This is a genomic window from Maribacter hydrothermalis, assembly GCF_001913155.1.
Taxonomy (GTDB): Bacteria; Bacteroidota; Bacteroidia; order Flavobacteriales; family Flavobacteriaceae; genus Maribacter; species Maribacter hydrothermalis.
Genome location: NZ_CP018760.1, coordinates 3,897,128 through 3,914,314 on the forward strand (window position 1 = coordinate 3,897,128; position 17,187 = coordinate 3,914,314).

Sequence of the window (17,187 nt, forward strand, 5' to 3'; positions counted from 1 at the left end):
ACTTTTAAAGCTGGTAAATATACTTTTTATATGCGGGGTACAAAAGGTCCAAGTCGTTGATTATACTTTCTTTGAAAATAGATAAAGTAATTATAAAGTTTATAGTTTACTTCATATCCATAATCTATTTGACTTGAGTAATCAATTTGTAATTCATAAAGGTTAGGACTAAAACGTGATGGCTGTAAAACTCTTTGGTTCCATTCTAAAACCATGATGTAATTTCTATTTTCAAGAAAATTTTGTGAATAATATCCTTCTGGTTTTGCTATAGAATTTAGCCAAGTATAAAATCCAGGTTCAATAATAATTATTTCATACTCAGTTAAATCGCTGGAAATTTTAATTGTGTCGCCTTTTACTTGTTTAAATGTTTCTTTTTCGCTTTTAGATATTTCTAAAGCTTCTTTAGCTGTACTACAATTTAGTATCAGTACTGCCAGGCCACAGGTTAAAATAGAATTTAAAAATAAACGAATTGTCTTTTCCTTTTTCATAGAATATAAGATACAAAAAAACCCGCTTACAATTGTAAGCGGGTTAATAATTAGAATCTTTGAATTTTATTTACCGAAAAGACCTCCTAAAAGACCTCCAAGTCCACCTTTACTTTTATTACTGCCCATTACCATACCAGCTACATCATCTAAAATACTTCCGTCACCATCAGCATCTAAAAGCGTTGTAATTAAACTTTGGTTTTCTTTTGGTTGACCACCTAACATACTGCCTAATAAAGCATTCATTCCAGAACCGTCGCTTACATTACTTTGTGCAGTTTGCTTACCTATGTATCCCATTACAATAGGAGCGGCAATTTTCAAAATTTGAGCAATAGAACCGGTGTCTAAACCAGATTTTTGGCTTAATGCGTTTTCTACTTGTGGTTGCTTGTTTCCAAAAACATGACCTAATATTCCAGCACCGTCAGCCATAACATTATCATCAACACCTCCACTGAATAAACCACCTAGGTTGTCTAAAATACTACCGTTATGGTTGTTCGATAAAGCACTCATAAGTCCTGCAGCACCTTCTGGCGAAGATACATTTTTCTTCATTGCACCTAATAATAAAGGCATTGCCATACTAAGAACATCTGCAGTTTTTCCTTCCGGCTGGTTGGTTTGTCCTGCTACACCACTTATTAATTGTTTGCCCATTGGACTGTTTAATAAATCTAATAATCCTGCCATTTCTATAGTTAATTTAATGTTAGTGCCGAAAAATACAAAAAAGAGTCAAGAAAATTGACTTGTGAACAACTATTTTAGTAGTGAAATTATTTGTGAAGCTAATTCCAGTCCTATACGTTCTTGTGCTTCTAGTGTAGCCGCTCCAATGTGTGGAGAAAGCGATATGCTAGGATGCATTAGTATCTTAATTTCGGGTTTTGGTTCTGACTCATAAACATCAAGCCCAGCAAAGGATACGGTGCCATTCTCTAAAGCTTCTACAAGTGCAACTTCATCTATAACACCTCCACGGGCAGCATTTACAATACCAACACCTTTTTTCATTTGCGAAAATTCTGCTTTTCCTAGAACATAATTTTGTTGTTCCGGTATATGTAGAGAAATATAATCGGACTTTTTTATAAGATCAGACTTGTCAGTATTCTTTAAATGAAACGATACTTTTTTACCGTCAAAAAAAACGAGTTCTAAATTAGCATCCTTTACTTCGGGGTCATAATATATGACATTCATACCTGCACCAATAGCTAATTTAGCTGTTGCTTGGCCAATGTTTCCAAACCCAAATATACCTAATGTTTTACCTCTTAATTCGGTACCTTTTGAATAGGACTTTTTAAGTTCCTTAAAGTTGCTGTCACCTTCTAATGGCATATTTCTATTGGCATCGTAAAGAAAACGAACACCCCCAAAAAGGTGTGCAAAAACAAGTTCTGCAACGGATTCCGATGAGGCTGCAGGTGTATTTACGACATGTATATTTTTAGATTTAGCATAAGCAACATCTATGTTGTCCATGCCAACACCACCACGACCAATAAGCTTTATAGTAGGGCAAACATCAATTAACTCTTTTCTTACTTTGGTTGCACTGCGAACTAATAAAGCAACAATCTTATGTTCGTTAATATAGTTGGCCAATTGTTCTTGGGCCACAGTGGTTGTAATTATCTCAAATCCAGCTTTTTCTAATTCGGCTATACCATTTTTAGAAATACCATCATTAGCTAAAATCTTCATAATTTTATTTATTGTTTATAGGTTGAGTAAAAGATTATAAATGCAATAATTAACGATTCGGTTAATTATCCTTTTCGCTCCATTTCACTCATTACGTCTACCAAAACACCAACACTTTCTAATGAAAGGGCGTTGTACATACTTGCTCTATAACCACCTACAGAACGGTGGCCGTTTAGACCGTTAATGCCGGCGTCTTTTAGCATTTCTTCAAATGTACTTTTTAAACTTTCTTCCGTAAGGTTAAAAGTAGCATTCATTAGTGAACGATCTTCGGTATTGGCATATCCTTCAAAAACAGGATTAAGGTCTATTTCAGAATATAATAATCTTGCTTTTTTCTCATTAATCTCTTCAATAGCGGCAATACCACCTAGGCTTTTTAACCACTCTAACGTTAACATAGAAGTATATACAGGAAATACAGGTGGTGTGTTAAACATACTGTCTTTGCTAATATGTACTTTATAGTCTAGCATTGAAGGAATTTTTCTAGATACTTTTCCTAAAATATCTTCTTTTATAACCACTAAGGTTGCCCCAGCCGGACCCATATTTTTTTGAGCACCTGCATATATTAAATCGAATTGAGAAAAATCTAAACTTCTTGAAAAAATATCGGAACTCATATCACATACTAACGGTGTATTTGTTTTTGGGAATTTTTTGAACTGAGTCCCATAAATGGTATTGTTTGATGTGATATGTAAATAATCAAGTCCGTCAGGTACAGAATACCCTTTAGGGATATACCTAAAATCTTCATCTTTAGATGAGCCCACTTCAACAACATCTCCAAATAATTTAGCCTCCTTAATAGCCTTGTCGCTCCAAGTACCTGTATTTAAGTAACCTGCTTTTTTATTTAAAAGATTATAAGCTACCATTAAAAACTCAAGACTTGCACCGCCATGTAGAAAAAGAGCTTGATATCCTTTATCTGTAAGATTTAATAATTCTAATGCTAAAGACCGTGCATTTTCCATTACAGCAACAAAATCTTTACTTCTATGAGAAATTTCTATAAGTGAAAGTCCAGAACCATTAAAGTCCATTACAGCTTCTGAAGCCTTTAACAATACTTCTTTGGGTAATATACAAGGACCTGCACTAAAATTATGTTTTTTCATGTTGAATGTAATTTAAGGATGCAAAGGTCAGGATTTTTTCAAGAATTTGCGATACTGAAGGGTATTTTATTCTACGATGTTCTCAACAGAAAATCAACCGTGTCTATAGCATCGGCATAGTCTTTTAAAGTTGGTTTTTGTGTTTGTCCAAATTCAATTTCCCTTTCTATAAAACCTGAGGAGACTATACATTGAATTTTATCTTCTTCTTGCTTTAGTTTATATTTTAAATCTTCTAAATCGTTATAATATTCATAAAACAAAGAGGCAATAGGGGAGCCATAACTTTCTTCCTCCTTTAAAATTAAAAAGCCGTTATCCAGAATTTTAAATTCACTCATTAAATAAACGGCCTTATTGTAATCATAATTATTGGCGTATTTATTATGATTAATAATGCCATTTTGAGAGAAAATAGCTTTAAAAAAAGTATCGACATTGTAATCTTTTGGAATAAATATTTTAGAAACACTGCGGCAACCTAGTCCAAAATATCTAAAAATATCTTCACCTAAGGCAGTTAAATCTTCATTGGTTTCTTCACCAGTCAAAACAGCCACGGAGTTCCTATTTTTTCTTATAATATTTGGTTTTTTTCCAAAATAATATTCAAAATACCTTGACGTGTTATTACTACCTGTAGCAATTACAGCATCGTAATTTTCAAGTTTTTCTTTGGTGAAAATTACTCGGCCTTTAAAATAAGGCGCTACATCTTCTAAATACCTTACAAGTAAAGGAATTAATTTTTGGTCGTTACTGGATAGTTTAACCAGTGCTTTATTACCAGTAATTAATACACAAATTAAATCATGAAAACCTACCAATGGTATATTGCCGGCCATAATAAGGGCAACAATTTTTTCTTTATTAGTGTTTATGTCATAATTAATTAACCAATTATCTATATTTTCCTTGGTCAATAAATTGCCCCATTCTTCAAAAGCATACATACAATTATCTACGGTAAACCAACCATTATAATGTTGGGCCATTTCAATTTCGTCTTTAAAAGATAAAAACCATTCGTTATTAATAGCATCAGAAGTGCTGTCAGATTTAATAAATTCACAAAATGTTCTTAGAAATTCTCCAAGTTTAACAAAAGCTTCTATAGTAAGGTTACGATGACTCATTATATTTGTATACTAATTAGGTAGGAATTACCTTTGTGCAAAAATAAGCATGCCCGTTCTTTTTTGGGCATTTTAATGAAGAAGAAATTATGGCTATTATAATAACTGATGAATGTATTAATTGTGGAGCTTGTGAACCAGAATGTCCAAATACTGCAATTTATGAAGGAGCTGACGAATGGCGTTACAGTGATGGTACTTCTTTAGAAGGTAATGTTGTATTGCCAAATGGTAAAGAAGTAGATGCCAATGAAGTGCAAGTTCCTATAAGTGATGAAGTGTACTATATATCTCCAGACAAGTGTACCGAGTGTATGGGTTTCCATGAAGAACCACAATGTGCTGCAGTTTGTCCTGTAGATTGTTGCGTGCCGGATGATGATCATGTAGAGACTGAAGAAGTGCTTTTAGCTAAGCAACGCTTTATGCATCCTGAGTAGGTTTTAGTGTTCTACATACGAATACTTTGGCAGTAGAAGCATATGTTTTTCATTCCTTAGCATTTAGAATTTTAGAATTTTTTAAATGCAAACTGCATGTAGTTTATTTTAAATTTTCGTAAAAACTTTAAGGAGGAAAATTGAATGTATTATCTGCAAGTAAAAACTATATTTGCACCCTTGAAATATTTTTAATTATGAAAGCAGGTATTGTAGGATTGCCGAATGTGGGTAAATCAACACTTTTTAATTGTTTGTCAAATGCAAAAGCACAAAGTGCAAATTTTCCTTTCTGTACTATTGAACCTAATATTGGAGTAGTTAACGTGCCTGATGCTAGGTTGGAAAAATTAGAGGAATTGGTGAATCCTGAGAGAGTATTACCCGCAACGGTTGAAATAGTTGATATTGCCGGTTTAGTTAAAGGTGCCAGCAAAGGAGAAGGTTTAGGAAATCAGTTTTTAGGAAACATTCGGGAAACAGACGCTATTTTGCACGTATTACGTTGTTTTGATAATGAAAATATTGTTCATGTAGATGGTAGCGTAAACCCTATTAGGGATAAAGAAACTATTGATATGGAGCTTCAGTTGAAAGACTTGGAGACCGTTGATAAAAAATTAGAGAAAGTAAAAAGAGCAGCAAAGACCGGTAATAAAGAGGCTCAAAAAGAAGAAGCAACATTAATGGCCGTAAAAACCGGATTAGAAGCTGGTATATCAGTTAGGGCCATACAAATTGAGAAGGAATCTAGAGCTGAATTTGTAAAACCTCTTCAGTTTATTACAGATAAGCCAGTTATGTATGTGTGTAATGTTGATGAAGAAGCAGCTGTCTCTGGAAATGCCTATGTTGAAAAAGTTAAAGAAATTGTAGCATCTGAAAATGCAGAGGTTATTTTCTTAGCGGTAGGTACCGAAGCAGATATTACAGAGTTAGAAACGTACGAAGAACGCCAAATGTTTTTGGAGGATTTAGGTTTAGAAGAGCCTGGTTCAGCTAAATTGATACGCGGTGCGTATAAGTTGTTAGATTTAGAAACTTATTTTACGGCTGGTGTTAAAGAAGTACGTGCTTGGACAATTCCAGTTGGGGCAACTGCACCGCAAGCTGCAGGAGTTATTCATACCGATTTTGAAAAAGGATTTATTAGAGCAGAAGTTATTGCTTATAACGATTACGTAACTTTTGGTAGCGAAGCTAAAGTTAAGGAAGCGGGTAAAATGAGGGTAGAGGGTAAGGAGTACATCGTTAAAGATGGCGATGTAATGCACTTCCGTTTTAATGTTTAATGTTCATAAATAGTCAGCCGGTCTCTTAGTAATTTTAATTCTTGCTCTAGCCGGTTAACTTTTTTTATCATATGGTTTAAGGTGTCTATGCCTTCCATATTAATACCAAGATCTTTTCGTAATCTATAAATACGTTCAATCTCTACAATGTAGTGTGGCTCAACATATATTTTATTTTCAATTTGCTGTACCTCAATCATATCAAACTCTAGAAGATCTTTTATAAATTCTATCGGAGTTTGAGTTTGTTGGCAATACACCTCTATTTGTATGTAATTTTCTGAATTCATATTATCCTAATTCTGAAAGTTGTTTAAATAATTCTTTTTCTTTATCTGAAAGGTTCGTAGGCATGGTTACTTTATAGGTGATGTATAAATCTCCGTAAGTACCTTTTTTCTTATAAACAGGCATCCCTTTTCCTTTTAATTTCACTTTAGTGTCATTTTGGGTTTCTGGTTTCACCTTTAGTTTTACCTTACCAGTCAAAGTTTTTACCTCAATTGAACTACCTAAAATGGCATCATATAAAGAGATAGATTCATTTTTATACAAATCATTTCCAACACGTTGAAAGCTAGTGTTGTTATTTACATCAAAAGTTAAATACAAATCTCCTTTAGGTCCGCCGTTGACACCTTCTCCACCGTAACCAGTAATTTTGATAGTTTGACCATCTTCAACCCCGGCCGGAATTGTTATTCTAATTTTCTTTACTCCTAAGTCTAGTGTTTGTTTTTGGTCTTCTAGGATGTCTAACAGGTTTAATTTTAAGGTGGCATTTAAATCTTGACCTTTAAATTGTGTATGCCGTTGTCGACCGCCGCTACTAAAACCTCCTCCAGCGCCACCGAACATGGATTCAAAGAAATCAGAAAAATCTTCATTTGTTCCACCAGCGCTAGAATAGGTTCTTCTATTGCCTGTTGATGAACTGCGCTGATTTTTCTTGGCTTCTTCAAAAGCATCGGCATGTTCCCAATCTTTACCGTATTGGTCGTACTTTTTTCTTTTTTCGGGATCACTTAAAACTTCGTTTGCTTCGTTAACACGTTGAAACTTTTCTTGAGCAGTTTTGTCGTTTGGGTTTAAATCTGGATGAAGTTTACGAGCTAACTTTCTGTATGCTTTTTTAATATCAGCTTGCGAAGCCTTCTTGTCAATTTCAAGAATTTTATAGTAATCAATAAATTCCATAGGTCTTTAAGTTCTGTCTTAAAGATACAAAAAGGAAAAAGTTATTCCTATGACCATTGCTATCATTTAAATGGTCTTTTTGTCGAAATTATAGATATCATAACATTAGTAAATTCGGGGGTAATCTTTGTAGCTATCAACAAAAAGCCTTTTTTTATTGTTAATTACTTTAACAGCTAGGGGTTTTATTTTTTGTTCAGTGGTGCTATCTTTAGCATCACTTTCATAAAACTTATTAAATGTCCCAAGACACTCAATATACCGAAGATAATATACGCTCGCTCGATTGGAAAGAACACATCCGATTAAGACCGGGTATGTATATTGGTAAATTGGGAGATGGCTCGTCAGCTGATGACGGTATCTATATTCTCTTAAAAGAAGTAATAGATAACTGTATCGATGAGTTTGTAATGGGTGCTGGTAAGACTATAGAAATCACTATAAAAGATAAGATTGTTAAAGTTAGGGATTATGGTCGTGGAATTCCACTTGGGAAGGTAGTGGACGTAGTTTCTAAAATGAACACGGGTGGTAAATATGATAGTAGGGCATTTAAAAAATCAGTTGGACTAAACGGTGTAGGTACTAAAGCAGTAAATGCGTTATCTAGTTTTTTTGAGGTGCAATCATCTAGGGATAACCAATTAAAAACAGCTCAATTCAGTTCTGGTAATCTCGAAAACGAAATAGGCCCAGAAGATACCAGTAAAAGAAAAGGTACGAAAGTGACTTTTATTCCTGATGAAGCTATTTTTAAAAATTATAAGTACCGTAATGAGTATGTAGAACGCATGCTTAAGAACTACGTATATCTTAATCCTGGATTAACTATAGTTTTCAATGGAGAAAAATTCTATTCTGAAAACGGATTAAAAGATCTTCTTGAAGATAATAATAATATAGATGATATGCTTTATCCTGTTATTCATTTAAAAGGAGAAGATATTGAAGTAGCTATTACGCATAGTAAAACACAATATAGCGAAGAATACCATTCTTTCGTTAATGGACAACATACCACGCAAGGAGGAACGCACCAGGCAGCGTTTAGGGAAGCTATAGTGAAAACTATTCGTGACTTTTATGGTAAAAATTATGACGCTTCAGATATTAGGAAATCTATTATTTCTGCAATTGCCCTGAAAGTAATGGAGCCTGTTTTTGAGAGTCAAACTAAAACGAAATTAGGCTCTACTGATATGGGTGGAGATTTCCCGACTGTGCGTACCTATATAAATGACTTCATTGGTAAGTATTTAGATAATTACCTCCACAAAAACACAGATACAGCAGAAAAGCTTCAGCGTAAAATTATGATGGCTGAAAAAGAACGGAAAGAGCTTTCTGGTATTCGTAAACTAGCACGCGATCGTGCTAAAAAAGCAAGTTTGCACAATAAAAAACTTCGTGACTGTAGGGTGCATTTAAGTGATATGAAACATGATCGTAGATTAGAAAGTGCCTTGTTTATTACAGAGGGAGATTCTGCATCAGGTTCTATTACAAAATCTAGAGATGTTAATACACAAGCCGTGTTTAGTTTAAAAGGTAAACCTTTGAATTCGTACGGTATGTCTAAGAAGATTGTATACGAAAATGAAGAGTTCAACCTTTTACAGGCTGCACTGAATATTGAAGAATCTATTGAAGATTTACGATATAATAACATTATAATTGCTACCGATGCAGATGTTGATGGTATGCATATTCGGTTATTGTTAATTACTTTTTTTCTGCAATTTTTTCCTGAACTTATAAAAGAAAATCATCTATATATTCTACAAACCCCATTATTTAGGGTGCGAAATAAGAAAGAAACCATTTATTGTTATAGTGATGAAGAGCGTCAGCATGCCATAAACAAGTTAACCGGTAAGCCAGAAATTACGCGTTTTAAAGGGTTAGGTGAAATTTCACCCGATGAGTTTAGGCATTTTATTGGCGATGATATTAGATTGGAACCTATAATGCTGGATAAGGCAATGTCAATTGAAGAATTGTTAAGTTTTTATATGGGAAAAAACACCCCTGATAGACAAAAATTTATCATTAACAATCTTAAAGTTGAAGTTGACTTAATTAAGGATAAAGTAGTATAAATTAAATTAATACGATTGCTTCTGAATGGAAGAAAATGACGATTTGAACGAGGAAATAAACGAAAACCTTTCCGAAGAGAGTAATACTAATAATATCGATACTTCCGAGGCGTTGACCAGGGTTTCTGGTATGTACAAAGATTGGTTTTTAGATTATGCCTCGTATGTAATTTTAGAACGAGCCGTTCCCGCAATTGAAGATGGTTTTAAACCGGTGCAACGCAGAATTATGCATTCTTTAAAAGAGTTGGATGATGGTCGTTACAACAAGGTTGCTAATGTGGTTGGGCATACCATGCAATATCACCCGCACGGTGATGCCAGTATTGCCGATGCCATGGTGCAAATTGGTCAAAAAGATTTGTTGATCGATACCCAAGGAAACTGGGGAAATATACTAACAGGGGACAGGGCAGCTGCTTCAAGGTATATTGAAGCACGTCTTTCCAAATTTGCGTTAGAGGTTATATTTAGTCCGAAAATAACCGAATGGCAAGCTTCTTATGATGGAAGAAAGAAAGAACCTGTAAATTTACCTGTAAAGTTTCCGCTATTATTGGCACAAGGTGCCGAGGGAATAGCAGTAGGGCTTTCAACTAAAGTATTGTCACATAATTTTGTTGAGCTTATAGATGCTTCAATTAAGCATTTAAAAGGACAGCGTTTTAAAATTTATCCAGATTTCCAAACCGCTGGTATTATTGATATTACCAATTATAATGACGGACTTAGAGGTGGTAAAATTAGGGTTCGAGCTAAAATTTCTCAATTAGATAAGAATACACTGGTAATCAATGAAATACCGTATGGTACTAATACTGGTAGTTTAATAGATTCCATCTTAAAAGCTAACGATAAAGGTAAGATTAAAATCAAAAAAATTGAGGATAATACGGCTGCCGATGTCGAGATTTTAATTCATTTACCTTCAGGTATTTCGCCAGATAAAACTATTGATGCGCTATATGCATTTACCGCATGTGAATCTTCAATTTCTCCCTTAGGTTGTATAATCGAAGACAATAAACCCCTTTTTATCGGGGTAACCGAAATGCTTAGGAGGTCTACAGATTCTACGGTAGATTTATTAAAACAAGAATTAGAAATTCAATTAGCGGAATTAGAAGAGCAGTGGCATTTTGCATCTTTAGAGCGCATTTTTATTGAAAATAGAATTTATCGGGACATAGAGGAAGAGGAGACTTGGGAAGGTGTAATTGCCGCCATTGATAAAGGATTGGCTCCTTTTACAAAGCATTTAAAGCGTCCGGTTACGGAGGAAGATATTACTAGGCTAACAGAAATTAGAATTAAAAGGATATCAAAATTCGATTTAGACAAGGCGCAACAATATTTAGAAAGTTTGCAAGATCGTATAGCGGAAGTTAAGAACCATCTTGCTAATTTAATAGAGTTTGCCATCGACTATTTCAAAAACTTGAAAGAAACTTACGGTAAAGACAGAAGTCGTTTAACCGAAATAAGGGTTTTTGATGATATTGAAGCAACAAAAGTAGCGATTAGAAATACAAAGCTGTATGTAAATAGAGAAGAAGGATTTGTTGGTACGTCGTTAAAGAAAGATGAGTACATAACAGATTGTAGTGATATAGATGATATTATTGCCATTACTAGCGATGGTCAAATGATGGTGTCTAAAGTAGACTCTAAAATTTTTATTGGTAAGGGTATTATCCATGTTGCCGTCTTTAAGAAAAAAGATAAACGTACTACCTATAATTTAGTTTATAAAGATGGTAAAGGTGGACCTACATACATTAAACGATTTAACGTTACTAGCATTACAAGAGATCGGGTTTATGATTTAACCACTGGTAAAGCTGGTTCTCAAGTCTTATATTTCTCTGCCAACCCTAATGGTGAAGCGGAAGTGGTAACCGTTTTATTACGTCAGGTGGGTAGTATTAAGAAGTTAAAATGGGATATCGATTTCTCTGATGTGCTTATTAAAGGAAGAGCATCAAAAGGAAATATAGTTACTAAGTATTCTGTTAAGCGCATAGAGCTAAAAGAAAAAGGAGTATCTACCTTAAAACCAAGGAAAATTTGGTTTGATGATGTGGTACGTAGGCTTAATGTGGATGCGCGGGGAGAATTACTTGGAGAATTTAAAGGAGATGACCTACTCTTGGTGATTAATCAAAAAGGTGTTGCGAAAACATTTTTGCCTGTTTTGACATCTCATTTTGATGATGATATGATTGTTCTTGAAAAATGGATTCCAGAGAAACCAATTTCGGCTATTTATTGGGAGGGCGAAAAAGAACGTTTTTATGTAAAAAGATTCTTGATTGAAAATGAAAATAAAGAAGAATTATTTATTTCTGAACATCCTAAATCGTATTTAGAATTGGTTTCGACAGATTGGAGGCCAATGGTTGAAATTGAATTTCCTAAGCCAAGAGGCAAAGAAGCTAAAGAGAATGAACATGTTGATATTGAGAATTTTATAGCTATTAAGGGAATAAAAGCTTTAGGTAATCAATTTATAACAGAAAAGGTTAAGAATATAAATTCAATGGAGCCTTTACCCTTTGAGCCAGTTGTGCCCGACAAGGCTGAAGATATTGAAGTAATAGATGAAGAGGCTATTGAATCTGATGGTAAAACTGAAGGTAATGATGGTGATGATAAGTCATTACCAGATGAACCAAAAACCTTATTTGATTAAATTATTTTATGAAGAATTTTTTTAAGGAATTTAAGAGTTTTGCTGTAAAGGGCAATATGATAGACCTAGCTATTGGTATTGTGATAGGGACGGCGTTTAATAAGATTGTTAGTACGTTAGTGTCCAAAGTTATAATGCCTCCGCTATCTTTGTTAACGGATGATGTAAATCTATCTAACAAGAAATTAGTCCTGCGCGAGGCAACTGCAGAAATAGAAGAAGTAGCTATAGGTTATGGAGAGTTAATTGAATCACTTGTTGATTTTGTCATAATAGCTTTTGCAATTTTTGTGGTTGTGAAATTTATAAACAGATTTAAAGAAAAAGCAGAAGACCCTACAAATGTTGAAGTAGAAACTCCAAAAAACATAGCATTGCTTTCTAGTTTGGAGAACTTACTTAAAGAGCAAAATGAGATTCTTAAAGGGAAAAAATAGATAAATCTTTTAAATTATTGAAAAGTCTTATCATTAAATAAGAAGTTAAGATTTAACAACTTTTAGAATAGATGGTTTTATGACTACATTTACAAAAAAAAATTAATTAATGGATTTTACCAACCCTCTGGTATACGGTGCCCCAGCTTTTATAGCCTTTATTTTATTGGAATTAACCTACAGTAAAACTCACGGAGATACTGATCTTTATGATTGGAAAGATTTTGCTGCAAGTAGCGTAATGGGAATTGGCTCCGCTATTATAGGACCTTTACTAAAAGTAATTTTATTAGTTGTACTTTTTGAATACGCATACGAATTGTTTAATCCGATGGTAGATGGGGTTAGAACAAATATAATGGGCTATAAGTCTTTTGGTTATGCCTGGTATGTTTGGCTGCTATGTCAATTGGCAGATGATTTTACGTATTATTGGTTTCATAGGGCAAATCATGAAATACGCATACTTTGGGCAGCGCACATAGTGCATCATTCTTCGGATAATTATAACCTTGGTACTGCTATTCGTAATGGCTGGTTTACTCTCTTGTACAAGCCTTTCTTTTATGTTTGGATGCCTATTATAGGTTTTCCGGTAGAAATGGTTGTAGTGTGCCTAGCAATAGAATCATTTTGGCAGTTTCAATTACATTCGCAGTACGTGCCTAAAATGGGATTCATAGAAAAAATATTTAATACGCATACAATGCATCAGGTTCATCATGCCCAGAATGTGGAATATTTAGATAAAAATCACGGTGGATTTTTGAATTTTTTTGATAAGATATTCGGTACCTGGAAAGAATTTGACGAAAATATAGATGTAAAATTTGGAGTAATTCATGCTCCAAATTCTAACAATCCCATTGTAATTCTAACCCATGAGTTTAAAGATATTTGGAACGACACAAAGAAATCCAAAAAGTTAAGTCATAAATTAATGTATATTTTTGGACCTCCAGGATGGAGTCATGATGGAAGTACAATGACGGTTAAACAGCAGCAAAGACTTTTTGAAAAACAAAAAAAGGCGGATCCAAGAGTGGCTTTCAATAGACCAAATTAAACGATAAAAAGAAGCTTTACGCTTCTTTCTATCGTTTAATAGGTATTCATATTATTTCGTATCTAAATTTCAATTGTTTTCGGTAAAGTGTAATTTTTAGTATTCTTAGATTAATCTAATTGTATATTTAATTGTAAAAGCTATACTTTAAGTTTTGTCTTTTATTACAGATTTATACTTCTATTTGGTAATAAAAGTAAACAACCTTGGGCTAAGCTTAAGGGTTATGCGTAAGTAGGCTGCAGTATATTCAACAGTAGGTCGCGGTGCATTATTATCTAAATTAGCTCATAAATAGCAAAGGGCTGATTATATTTAATGAATAGCGATTTAAAAACAGGGTTTATAACGTAGTTTTTAAATTGTAAAGTATAGTATAATTAAAAGAGTGCATAAAAAAAACTCCTAAGAACTTTGTTTAATGAGTTTTTAAAAGGTTTTAAGAAATGTAAAGCGTTTATTAATCTTCTGCGCTTGTTATATTGCTTTTGTTCTTTTTCATACTTAAATCGAAAAATATCACCATAAGAGAAAATGCTATAGAAAAGTATAAGTATCCTTTTGGAATACTGCCAACTTCGTTACCAAATAAAATTAAATGACTAATGTGAGCTGATTCTGCAATAAGTGTAAAACCTATTAAAATTAAAAATGATAAGCCTAAAATTTGAATAGAAGGGTGTCTATTAATAAACTTCCCAATTGGGTTTGTAAATACCATCATAATAATTAGGGAAATAACCACGGCAACTATCATTAAAAGAAGAGCATCATTTGGGTTTAGCGATATGCCATTCGTCATTCCAATAGCTGTTAGTATTGAGTCAAATGAAAAAACAATGTTAATAACCGTTATTTGGAGAATGGCATTAGTTAAAGAGGTTGATCTGGCCTTTTTTACTTCGCGCTCATCATGGTCTTGGTCCTCTACTTTCTCCCGAATTTCTTTTGTGCCTTTATAAAGTAAAAACAAACCACTTAAAAATAATATTAATCCCTCACCACTAATTCCGCCGGTAATCCAATCATTGTCGAAAACCCAAAAAGGTTTTTTCAAAGTGGTAAGTAAGGAGATGCCAAATAGTAAAACAATACGCGTAACCATGGCCAGAACTAAACCAATGTTTGTAGCTTTTTTTTGCTGGCTAGGTGCTAGCTTATCTGCTGCAATTGAAATAAATAAAATATTGTCTATACCTAATATTATTTCAAGAAAAGTCAGCGTCAATAAAGCGACCCAGGCATCTGGGTTGGCGAAAATTTCAAACATAGTTAGTCTATTTTAAATGCGGTTCCCGTTTTAACAACTAGTTCTTTATTTACATCCTTAACAGCACTTTTGTATTGAAAAGTGTACGATGAATCTGTAGTGTTAATAATTTTATACTGGATTGCGGTTTTGCTATTTATGTCTTGCAAAACAAATTCACATTCGTTATACCAGCGTATAGTGGCACTATCTATTTTATTTTCGTAGTAATCAACGCTAAAATCTTCACCACGCGTAAACTTACCAACTTTTTTGAGTCCATCTATCTCATAGGTAAACTTAAAAGTTCCGGTTTTGTAATCTTGACAGTTGCGTTCGGGTTCATAACACGAATAAAATAATACAGGTGTTATTAGTAAAATAATTATTCTTTTAATCATGGCTCAAAAATAAATAAATAGGAGGGAGGAAATTATGAAAATATTTAATTGTTTAATCTTAAATGAAAGTTTATTGTTCATTATAATTTTTAAACGTTCCGTCGGTATAAAAAATCACAATGCGATCTATAGTCTTGTTGTCGCTTGTGTTTATATTTAATTGCTTATCTGTTTTTATTGCTACGTGCATTTTATTTTCTGAATTTTCATTTGGGTAATTACCATTACCATACACCAACCATTGTAAATCTACTTCTTTAAAAGTTTCATTTACTTTCATTATAAATTCTAGACTAGGCTTATTTCTCCCGTTTAATAAATGTGAAATACTTGATCGTTGTACCTTTATTAAATCGGCAAACGCTGCTGAAGAAAGTTCATTTTGGTCAAGAATTGTTTTTATCCTTGAAATAAATAAGTTCGTATCTAACATGTTTACAAAAATAATGTATTTATAAATTGGTTTGTTGGTTAGGAGCGTGATGTGTCCTAAATTATACTAAAATGATAAAAGTTATTATTTATTTAAAAATGTATAATTTACTGAATTATAGTATTTTAAGTTGAATTATCTTGCTTACATTCTAAAATATGTTGAAAGCATCATTTCTCAAAAAGTAAACTGTTTACAATTGTAAACAGTGACTACCTTATTTTTGTTTTAATTAAAATGATGTTTATAATGAAGTTTACCGAGTTTGATAAAATTTATGTGTCTAGTATTCAAGATAGGTACATTACTATGGATCATTTGGCTAAGTTTATAGCCGGGTTATCTCAAGATTTTAAAGTTGAAAAAATAGGTGTTTCTGTTCGTGATGAAGTTATAAAGAGCATCACTTTTGGTGATGGTCCCAAACGTATTTTAATGTGGTCTCAAATGCACGGAAATGAATCTACAACAACGAAGGCAGTTATAGATTTATTAAGTTACTTAATGGTAGAGGAAAATGATGGACAAGAATTAGCAAAAGCCTGTACCTTAAAAATTATTCCCATTTTAAATCCCGATGGTGCCCGAGACTATACTAGGGTAAATGCAAATAATATTGATTTAAATAGAGATGCTCAAGATTTAACGCAACCAGAAAGTCAAATTCTAAAAAAGGAATATGAGGCTTTTATGCCACATTTCTGTTTTAATTTGCATGACCAACGAACAATTTTCAATGTTGGTAAAACAAATAAACCGGCAACGGTTTCATTTTTAGCACCGGCTTTTGATGTGGATAGGAATAATTCTCCTTCACGTAAACTGAGTATGCAGTTAATTTCAGCAATGAATTCTACTTTACAACATTTAATTCCTGGTCAGGTAGGAAGATATGATGACGGTTTTAATGCTAACTGCGCGGGTGATGCTTTTCAAATGAGAAAAACACCAACAATTTTATTTGAGGCCGGGCATTTTAAAAATGATTATCAAAGAGAAAAAACCAGAGAATTCATATTTTATGCCTTATTGAAAGGTATAAAAACTGTAGCAAATAATACAATAGAAAACTTTTCGGTTGCAGAGTATTTGGCCATACCTGAAAATAATAAACAATTTGTAGATATATTGGTACATACTCCTAACACCCACAATACGGACTTGAATGGAAATAATAGGATTTTAATTCAATACAAAGAAGTTCTTAAAGATGGTAAAGTGCTGTTTAGTCCTGAAAGACATATTTTAGAACCTAATGTTGAAGAAATTTTTGGGCACAAAAATTTGAATTCTCAAAATGAAAAGGATTTAGAATGGATAAAAAATAATGATTTAATGAAGCTTTTAAATTGATGTTTATTGCCTTATTTCTTTGAAAAGTTTAAAATGGTTACAT

At 33.2% G+C, this 17,187-nt stretch carries 17 protein-coding genes; 7 read left to right on the forward strand and 10 right to left on the reverse strand.

From position 1 onward, the window contains the following. Positions 1-26: 26 nt before the first annotated feature. The 5 genes from BTR34_RS16740 to BTR34_RS16760 form a co-directional block, all read right to left on the reverse strand. Positions 27-497: a DUF6146 family protein gene (locus BTR34_RS16740; protein WP_068484946.1), complete on the reverse strand. Its 471-nt coding sequence runs from the start codon at positions 495-497 to the stop codon at positions 27-29. A 66-nt stretch (positions 498-563) separates the two neighbouring features. After that, positions 564-1,196, reverse strand: coding sequence for a DUF937 domain-containing protein (locus BTR34_RS16745; RefSeq protein WP_068484945.1), 633 nt, complete (start codon positions 1,194-1,196; stop codon positions 564-566). Positions 1,197-1,265: 69 nt separating this feature from the next. Continuing rightward, positions 1,266-2,216, reverse strand: coding sequence for a D-2-hydroxyacid dehydrogenase (locus BTR34_RS16750; RefSeq protein WP_068484944.1), 951 nt, complete (start codon positions 2,214-2,216; stop codon positions 1,266-1,268). Positions 2,217-2,281: 65 nt separating this feature from the next. Then, positions 2,282-3,346, reverse strand: a complete 1,065-nt coding sequence (serC, locus tag BTR34_RS16755; protein WP_068484943.1) for a 3-phosphoserine/phosphohydroxythreonine transaminase — start codon at positions 3,344-3,346, stop codon at positions 2,282-2,284. A gap of 71 nt (positions 3,347-3,417) precedes the next feature. Then, positions 3,418-4,482, reverse strand: coding sequence for an acyl-CoA reductase (locus BTR34_RS16760; protein ID WP_068484942.1), 1,065 nt, complete (start codon positions 4,480-4,482; stop codon positions 3,418-3,420). Between the two features lie 89 nt (positions 4,483-4,571). On the opposite strand from BTR34_RS16760, the gene BTR34_RS16765 reads away from it, so the two are divergent. Continuing rightward, the gene (locus BTR34_RS16765) at positions 4,572-4,922 is read left to right on the forward strand and encodes a 4Fe-4S dicluster domain-containing protein (protein WP_068484941.1); all 351 of its coding nucleotides are present in this window, start codon (positions 4,572-4,574) and stop codon (positions 4,920-4,922) included. 197 nt (positions 4,923-5,119) lie between these two features. Continuing rightward, positions 5,120-6,214 (forward strand): redox-regulated ATPase YchF, encoded by a 1,095-nt coding sequence (gene ychF, locus BTR34_RS16770; RefSeq protein WP_068484940.1) that lies wholly within the window; start codon positions 5,120-5,122, stop codon positions 6,212-6,214. On the opposite strand, the gene BTR34_RS16775 is transcribed toward ychF, so the two are convergent. Together BTR34_RS16775 and BTR34_RS16780 are read right to left on the reverse strand one after the other, a co-directional pair. Beyond that, a complete protein-coding gene (locus BTR34_RS16775) occupies positions 6,211-6,504 on the reverse strand; it encodes a chaperone modulator CbpM (RefSeq protein ID WP_068484939.1) in 294 nt (97 codons plus the stop codon). The two genes, ychF and BTR34_RS16775, sit on opposite strands and share 4 nt — an antisense overlap. A 1-nt stretch (position 6,505) precedes the next feature. Further along, positions 6,506-7,411 carry a DnaJ C-terminal domain-containing protein gene (locus BTR34_RS16780; RefSeq protein WP_068484938.1) on the reverse strand — a complete coding sequence of 302 codons (906 nt, stop codon included), beginning with the start codon at positions 7,409-7,411 and terminating at the stop codon, positions 6,506-6,508. Between the two features lie 239 nt (positions 7,412-7,650). Here BTR34_RS16780 and BTR34_RS16785 point away from each other — a divergent pair, with 239 nt between their 5' ends. From BTR34_RS16785 to BTR34_RS16800, 4 genes are all read left to right on the forward strand, one after another. Then, a complete protein-coding gene (locus BTR34_RS16785) occupies positions 7,651-9,513 on the forward strand; it encodes a DNA topoisomerase IV subunit B (RefSeq protein ID WP_068484937.1) in 1,863 nt (620 codons plus the stop codon). A 25-nt stretch (positions 9,514-9,538) separates the two neighbouring features. Further along, positions 9,539-12,205, forward strand: a complete 2,667-nt coding sequence (locus BTR34_RS16790; RefSeq protein ID WP_068484936.1) for a DNA gyrase/topoisomerase IV subunit A — start codon at positions 9,539-9,541, stop codon at positions 12,203-12,205. Positions 12,206-12,213: 8 nt separating this feature from the next. Continuing rightward, positions 12,214-12,642 (forward strand): large-conductance mechanosensitive channel protein MscL, encoded by a 429-nt coding sequence (gene mscL, locus BTR34_RS16795; RefSeq protein ID WP_068484935.1) that lies wholly within the window; start codon positions 12,214-12,216, stop codon positions 12,640-12,642. A 109-nt stretch (positions 12,643-12,751) separates the two neighbouring features. Then, positions 12,752-13,708 (forward strand): sterol desaturase family protein, encoded by a 957-nt coding sequence (locus BTR34_RS16800; RefSeq protein WP_068484934.1) that lies wholly within the window; start codon positions 12,752-12,754, stop codon positions 13,706-13,708. A 460-nt stretch (positions 13,709-14,168) separates the two neighbouring features. Here the strand turns inward: BTR34_RS16800 and BTR34_RS16805 are convergent, their stop codons facing one another. The 3 genes from BTR34_RS16805 to BTR34_RS16815 form a co-directional block, all read right to left on the reverse strand. After that, the gene (locus tag BTR34_RS16805) at positions 14,169-14,978 is read right to left on the reverse strand and encodes a TerC family protein (RefSeq protein WP_068484933.1); all 810 of its coding nucleotides are present in this window, start codon (positions 14,976-14,978) and stop codon (positions 14,169-14,171) included. A 2-nt stretch (positions 14,979-14,980) separates the two neighbouring features. Beyond that, positions 14,981-15,358: a hypothetical protein gene (locus tag BTR34_RS16810; RefSeq protein WP_068484932.1), complete on the reverse strand. Its 378-nt coding sequence runs from the start codon at positions 15,356-15,358 to the stop codon at positions 14,981-14,983. A 70-nt stretch (positions 15,359-15,428) separates the two neighbouring features. Then, complete coding sequence (locus BTR34_RS16815; RefSeq protein WP_068484931.1) at positions 15,429-15,791, reverse strand: helix-turn-helix domain-containing protein; 363 nt, start codon at positions 15,789-15,791, stop codon at positions 15,429-15,431. Positions 15,792-16,040: 249 nt separating this feature from the next. Here BTR34_RS16815 and BTR34_RS16820 point away from each other — a divergent pair, with 249 nt between their 5' ends. After that, positions 16,041-17,144: a M14 family metallopeptidase gene (locus tag BTR34_RS16820; protein ID WP_235843207.1), complete on the forward strand. Its 1,104-nt coding sequence runs from the start codon at positions 16,041-16,043 to the stop codon at positions 17,142-17,144. Positions 17,145-17,187: the final 43 nt, after the last annotated feature.

Bases quoted from the DNA above. Each gene is read 5' to 3' on its own strand.
- BTR34_RS16740 (WP_068484946.1), bottom strand. From the start codon at position 497: ATGAAAAAGGAAAAGACAATTCGTTTATTTTTAAATTCTATTTTAACC.
- BTR34_RS16745 (WP_068484945.1), bottom strand. From the start codon at position 1,196: ATGGCAGGATTATTAGATTTATTAAACAGTCCAATGGGCAAACAATTA.
- BTR34_RS16750 (WP_068484944.1), bottom strand. From the start codon at position 2,216: ATGAAGATTTTAGCTAATGATGGTATTTCTAAAAATGGTATAGCCGAA.
- serC (WP_068484943.1), bottom strand. From the start codon at position 3,346: ATGAAAAAACATAATTTTAGTGCAGGTCCTTGTATATTACCCAAAGAA.
- BTR34_RS16760 (WP_068484942.1), bottom strand. From the start codon at position 4,482: ATGAGTCATCGTAACCTTACTATAGAAGCTTTTGTTAAACTTGGAGAA.
- BTR34_RS16765 (WP_068484941.1), top strand. From the start codon at position 4,572: ATGGCTATTATAATAACTGATGAATGTATTAATTGTGGAGCTTGTGAA.
- ychF (WP_068484940.1), top strand. From the start codon at position 5,120: ATGAAAGCAGGTATTGTAGGATTGCCGAATGTGGGTAAATCAACACTT.
- BTR34_RS16775 (WP_068484939.1), bottom strand. From the start codon at position 6,504: ATGAATTCAGAAAATTACATACAAATAGAGGTGTATTGCCAACAAACT.
- BTR34_RS16780 (WP_068484938.1), bottom strand. From the start codon at position 7,411: ATGGAATTTATTGATTACTATAAAATTCTTGAAATTGACAAGAAGGCT.
- BTR34_RS16785 (WP_068484937.1), top strand. From the start codon at position 7,651: ATGTCCCAAGACACTCAATATACCGAAGATAATATACGCTCGCTCGAT.
- BTR34_RS16790 (WP_068484936.1), top strand. From the start codon at position 9,539: ATGGAAGAAAATGACGATTTGAACGAGGAAATAAACGAAAACCTTTCC.
- mscL (WP_068484935.1), top strand. From the start codon at position 12,214: ATGAAGAATTTTTTTAAGGAATTTAAGAGTTTTGCTGTAAAGGGCAAT.
- BTR34_RS16800 (WP_068484934.1), top strand. From the start codon at position 12,752: ATGGATTTTACCAACCCTCTGGTATACGGTGCCCCAGCTTTTATAGCC.
- BTR34_RS16805 (WP_068484933.1), bottom strand. From the start codon at position 14,978: ATGTTTGAAATTTTCGCCAACCCAGATGCCTGGGTCGCTTTATTGACG.
- BTR34_RS16810 (WP_068484932.1), bottom strand. From the start codon at position 15,358: ATGATTAAAAGAATAATTATTTTACTAATAACACCTGTATTATTTTAT.
- BTR34_RS16815 (WP_068484931.1), bottom strand. From the start codon at position 15,791: ATGTTAGATACGAACTTATTTATTTCAAGGATAAAAACAATTCTTGAC.
- BTR34_RS16820 (WP_235843207.1), top strand. From the start codon at position 16,041: ATGAAGTTTACCGAGTTTGATAAAATTTATGTGTCTAGTATTCAAGAT.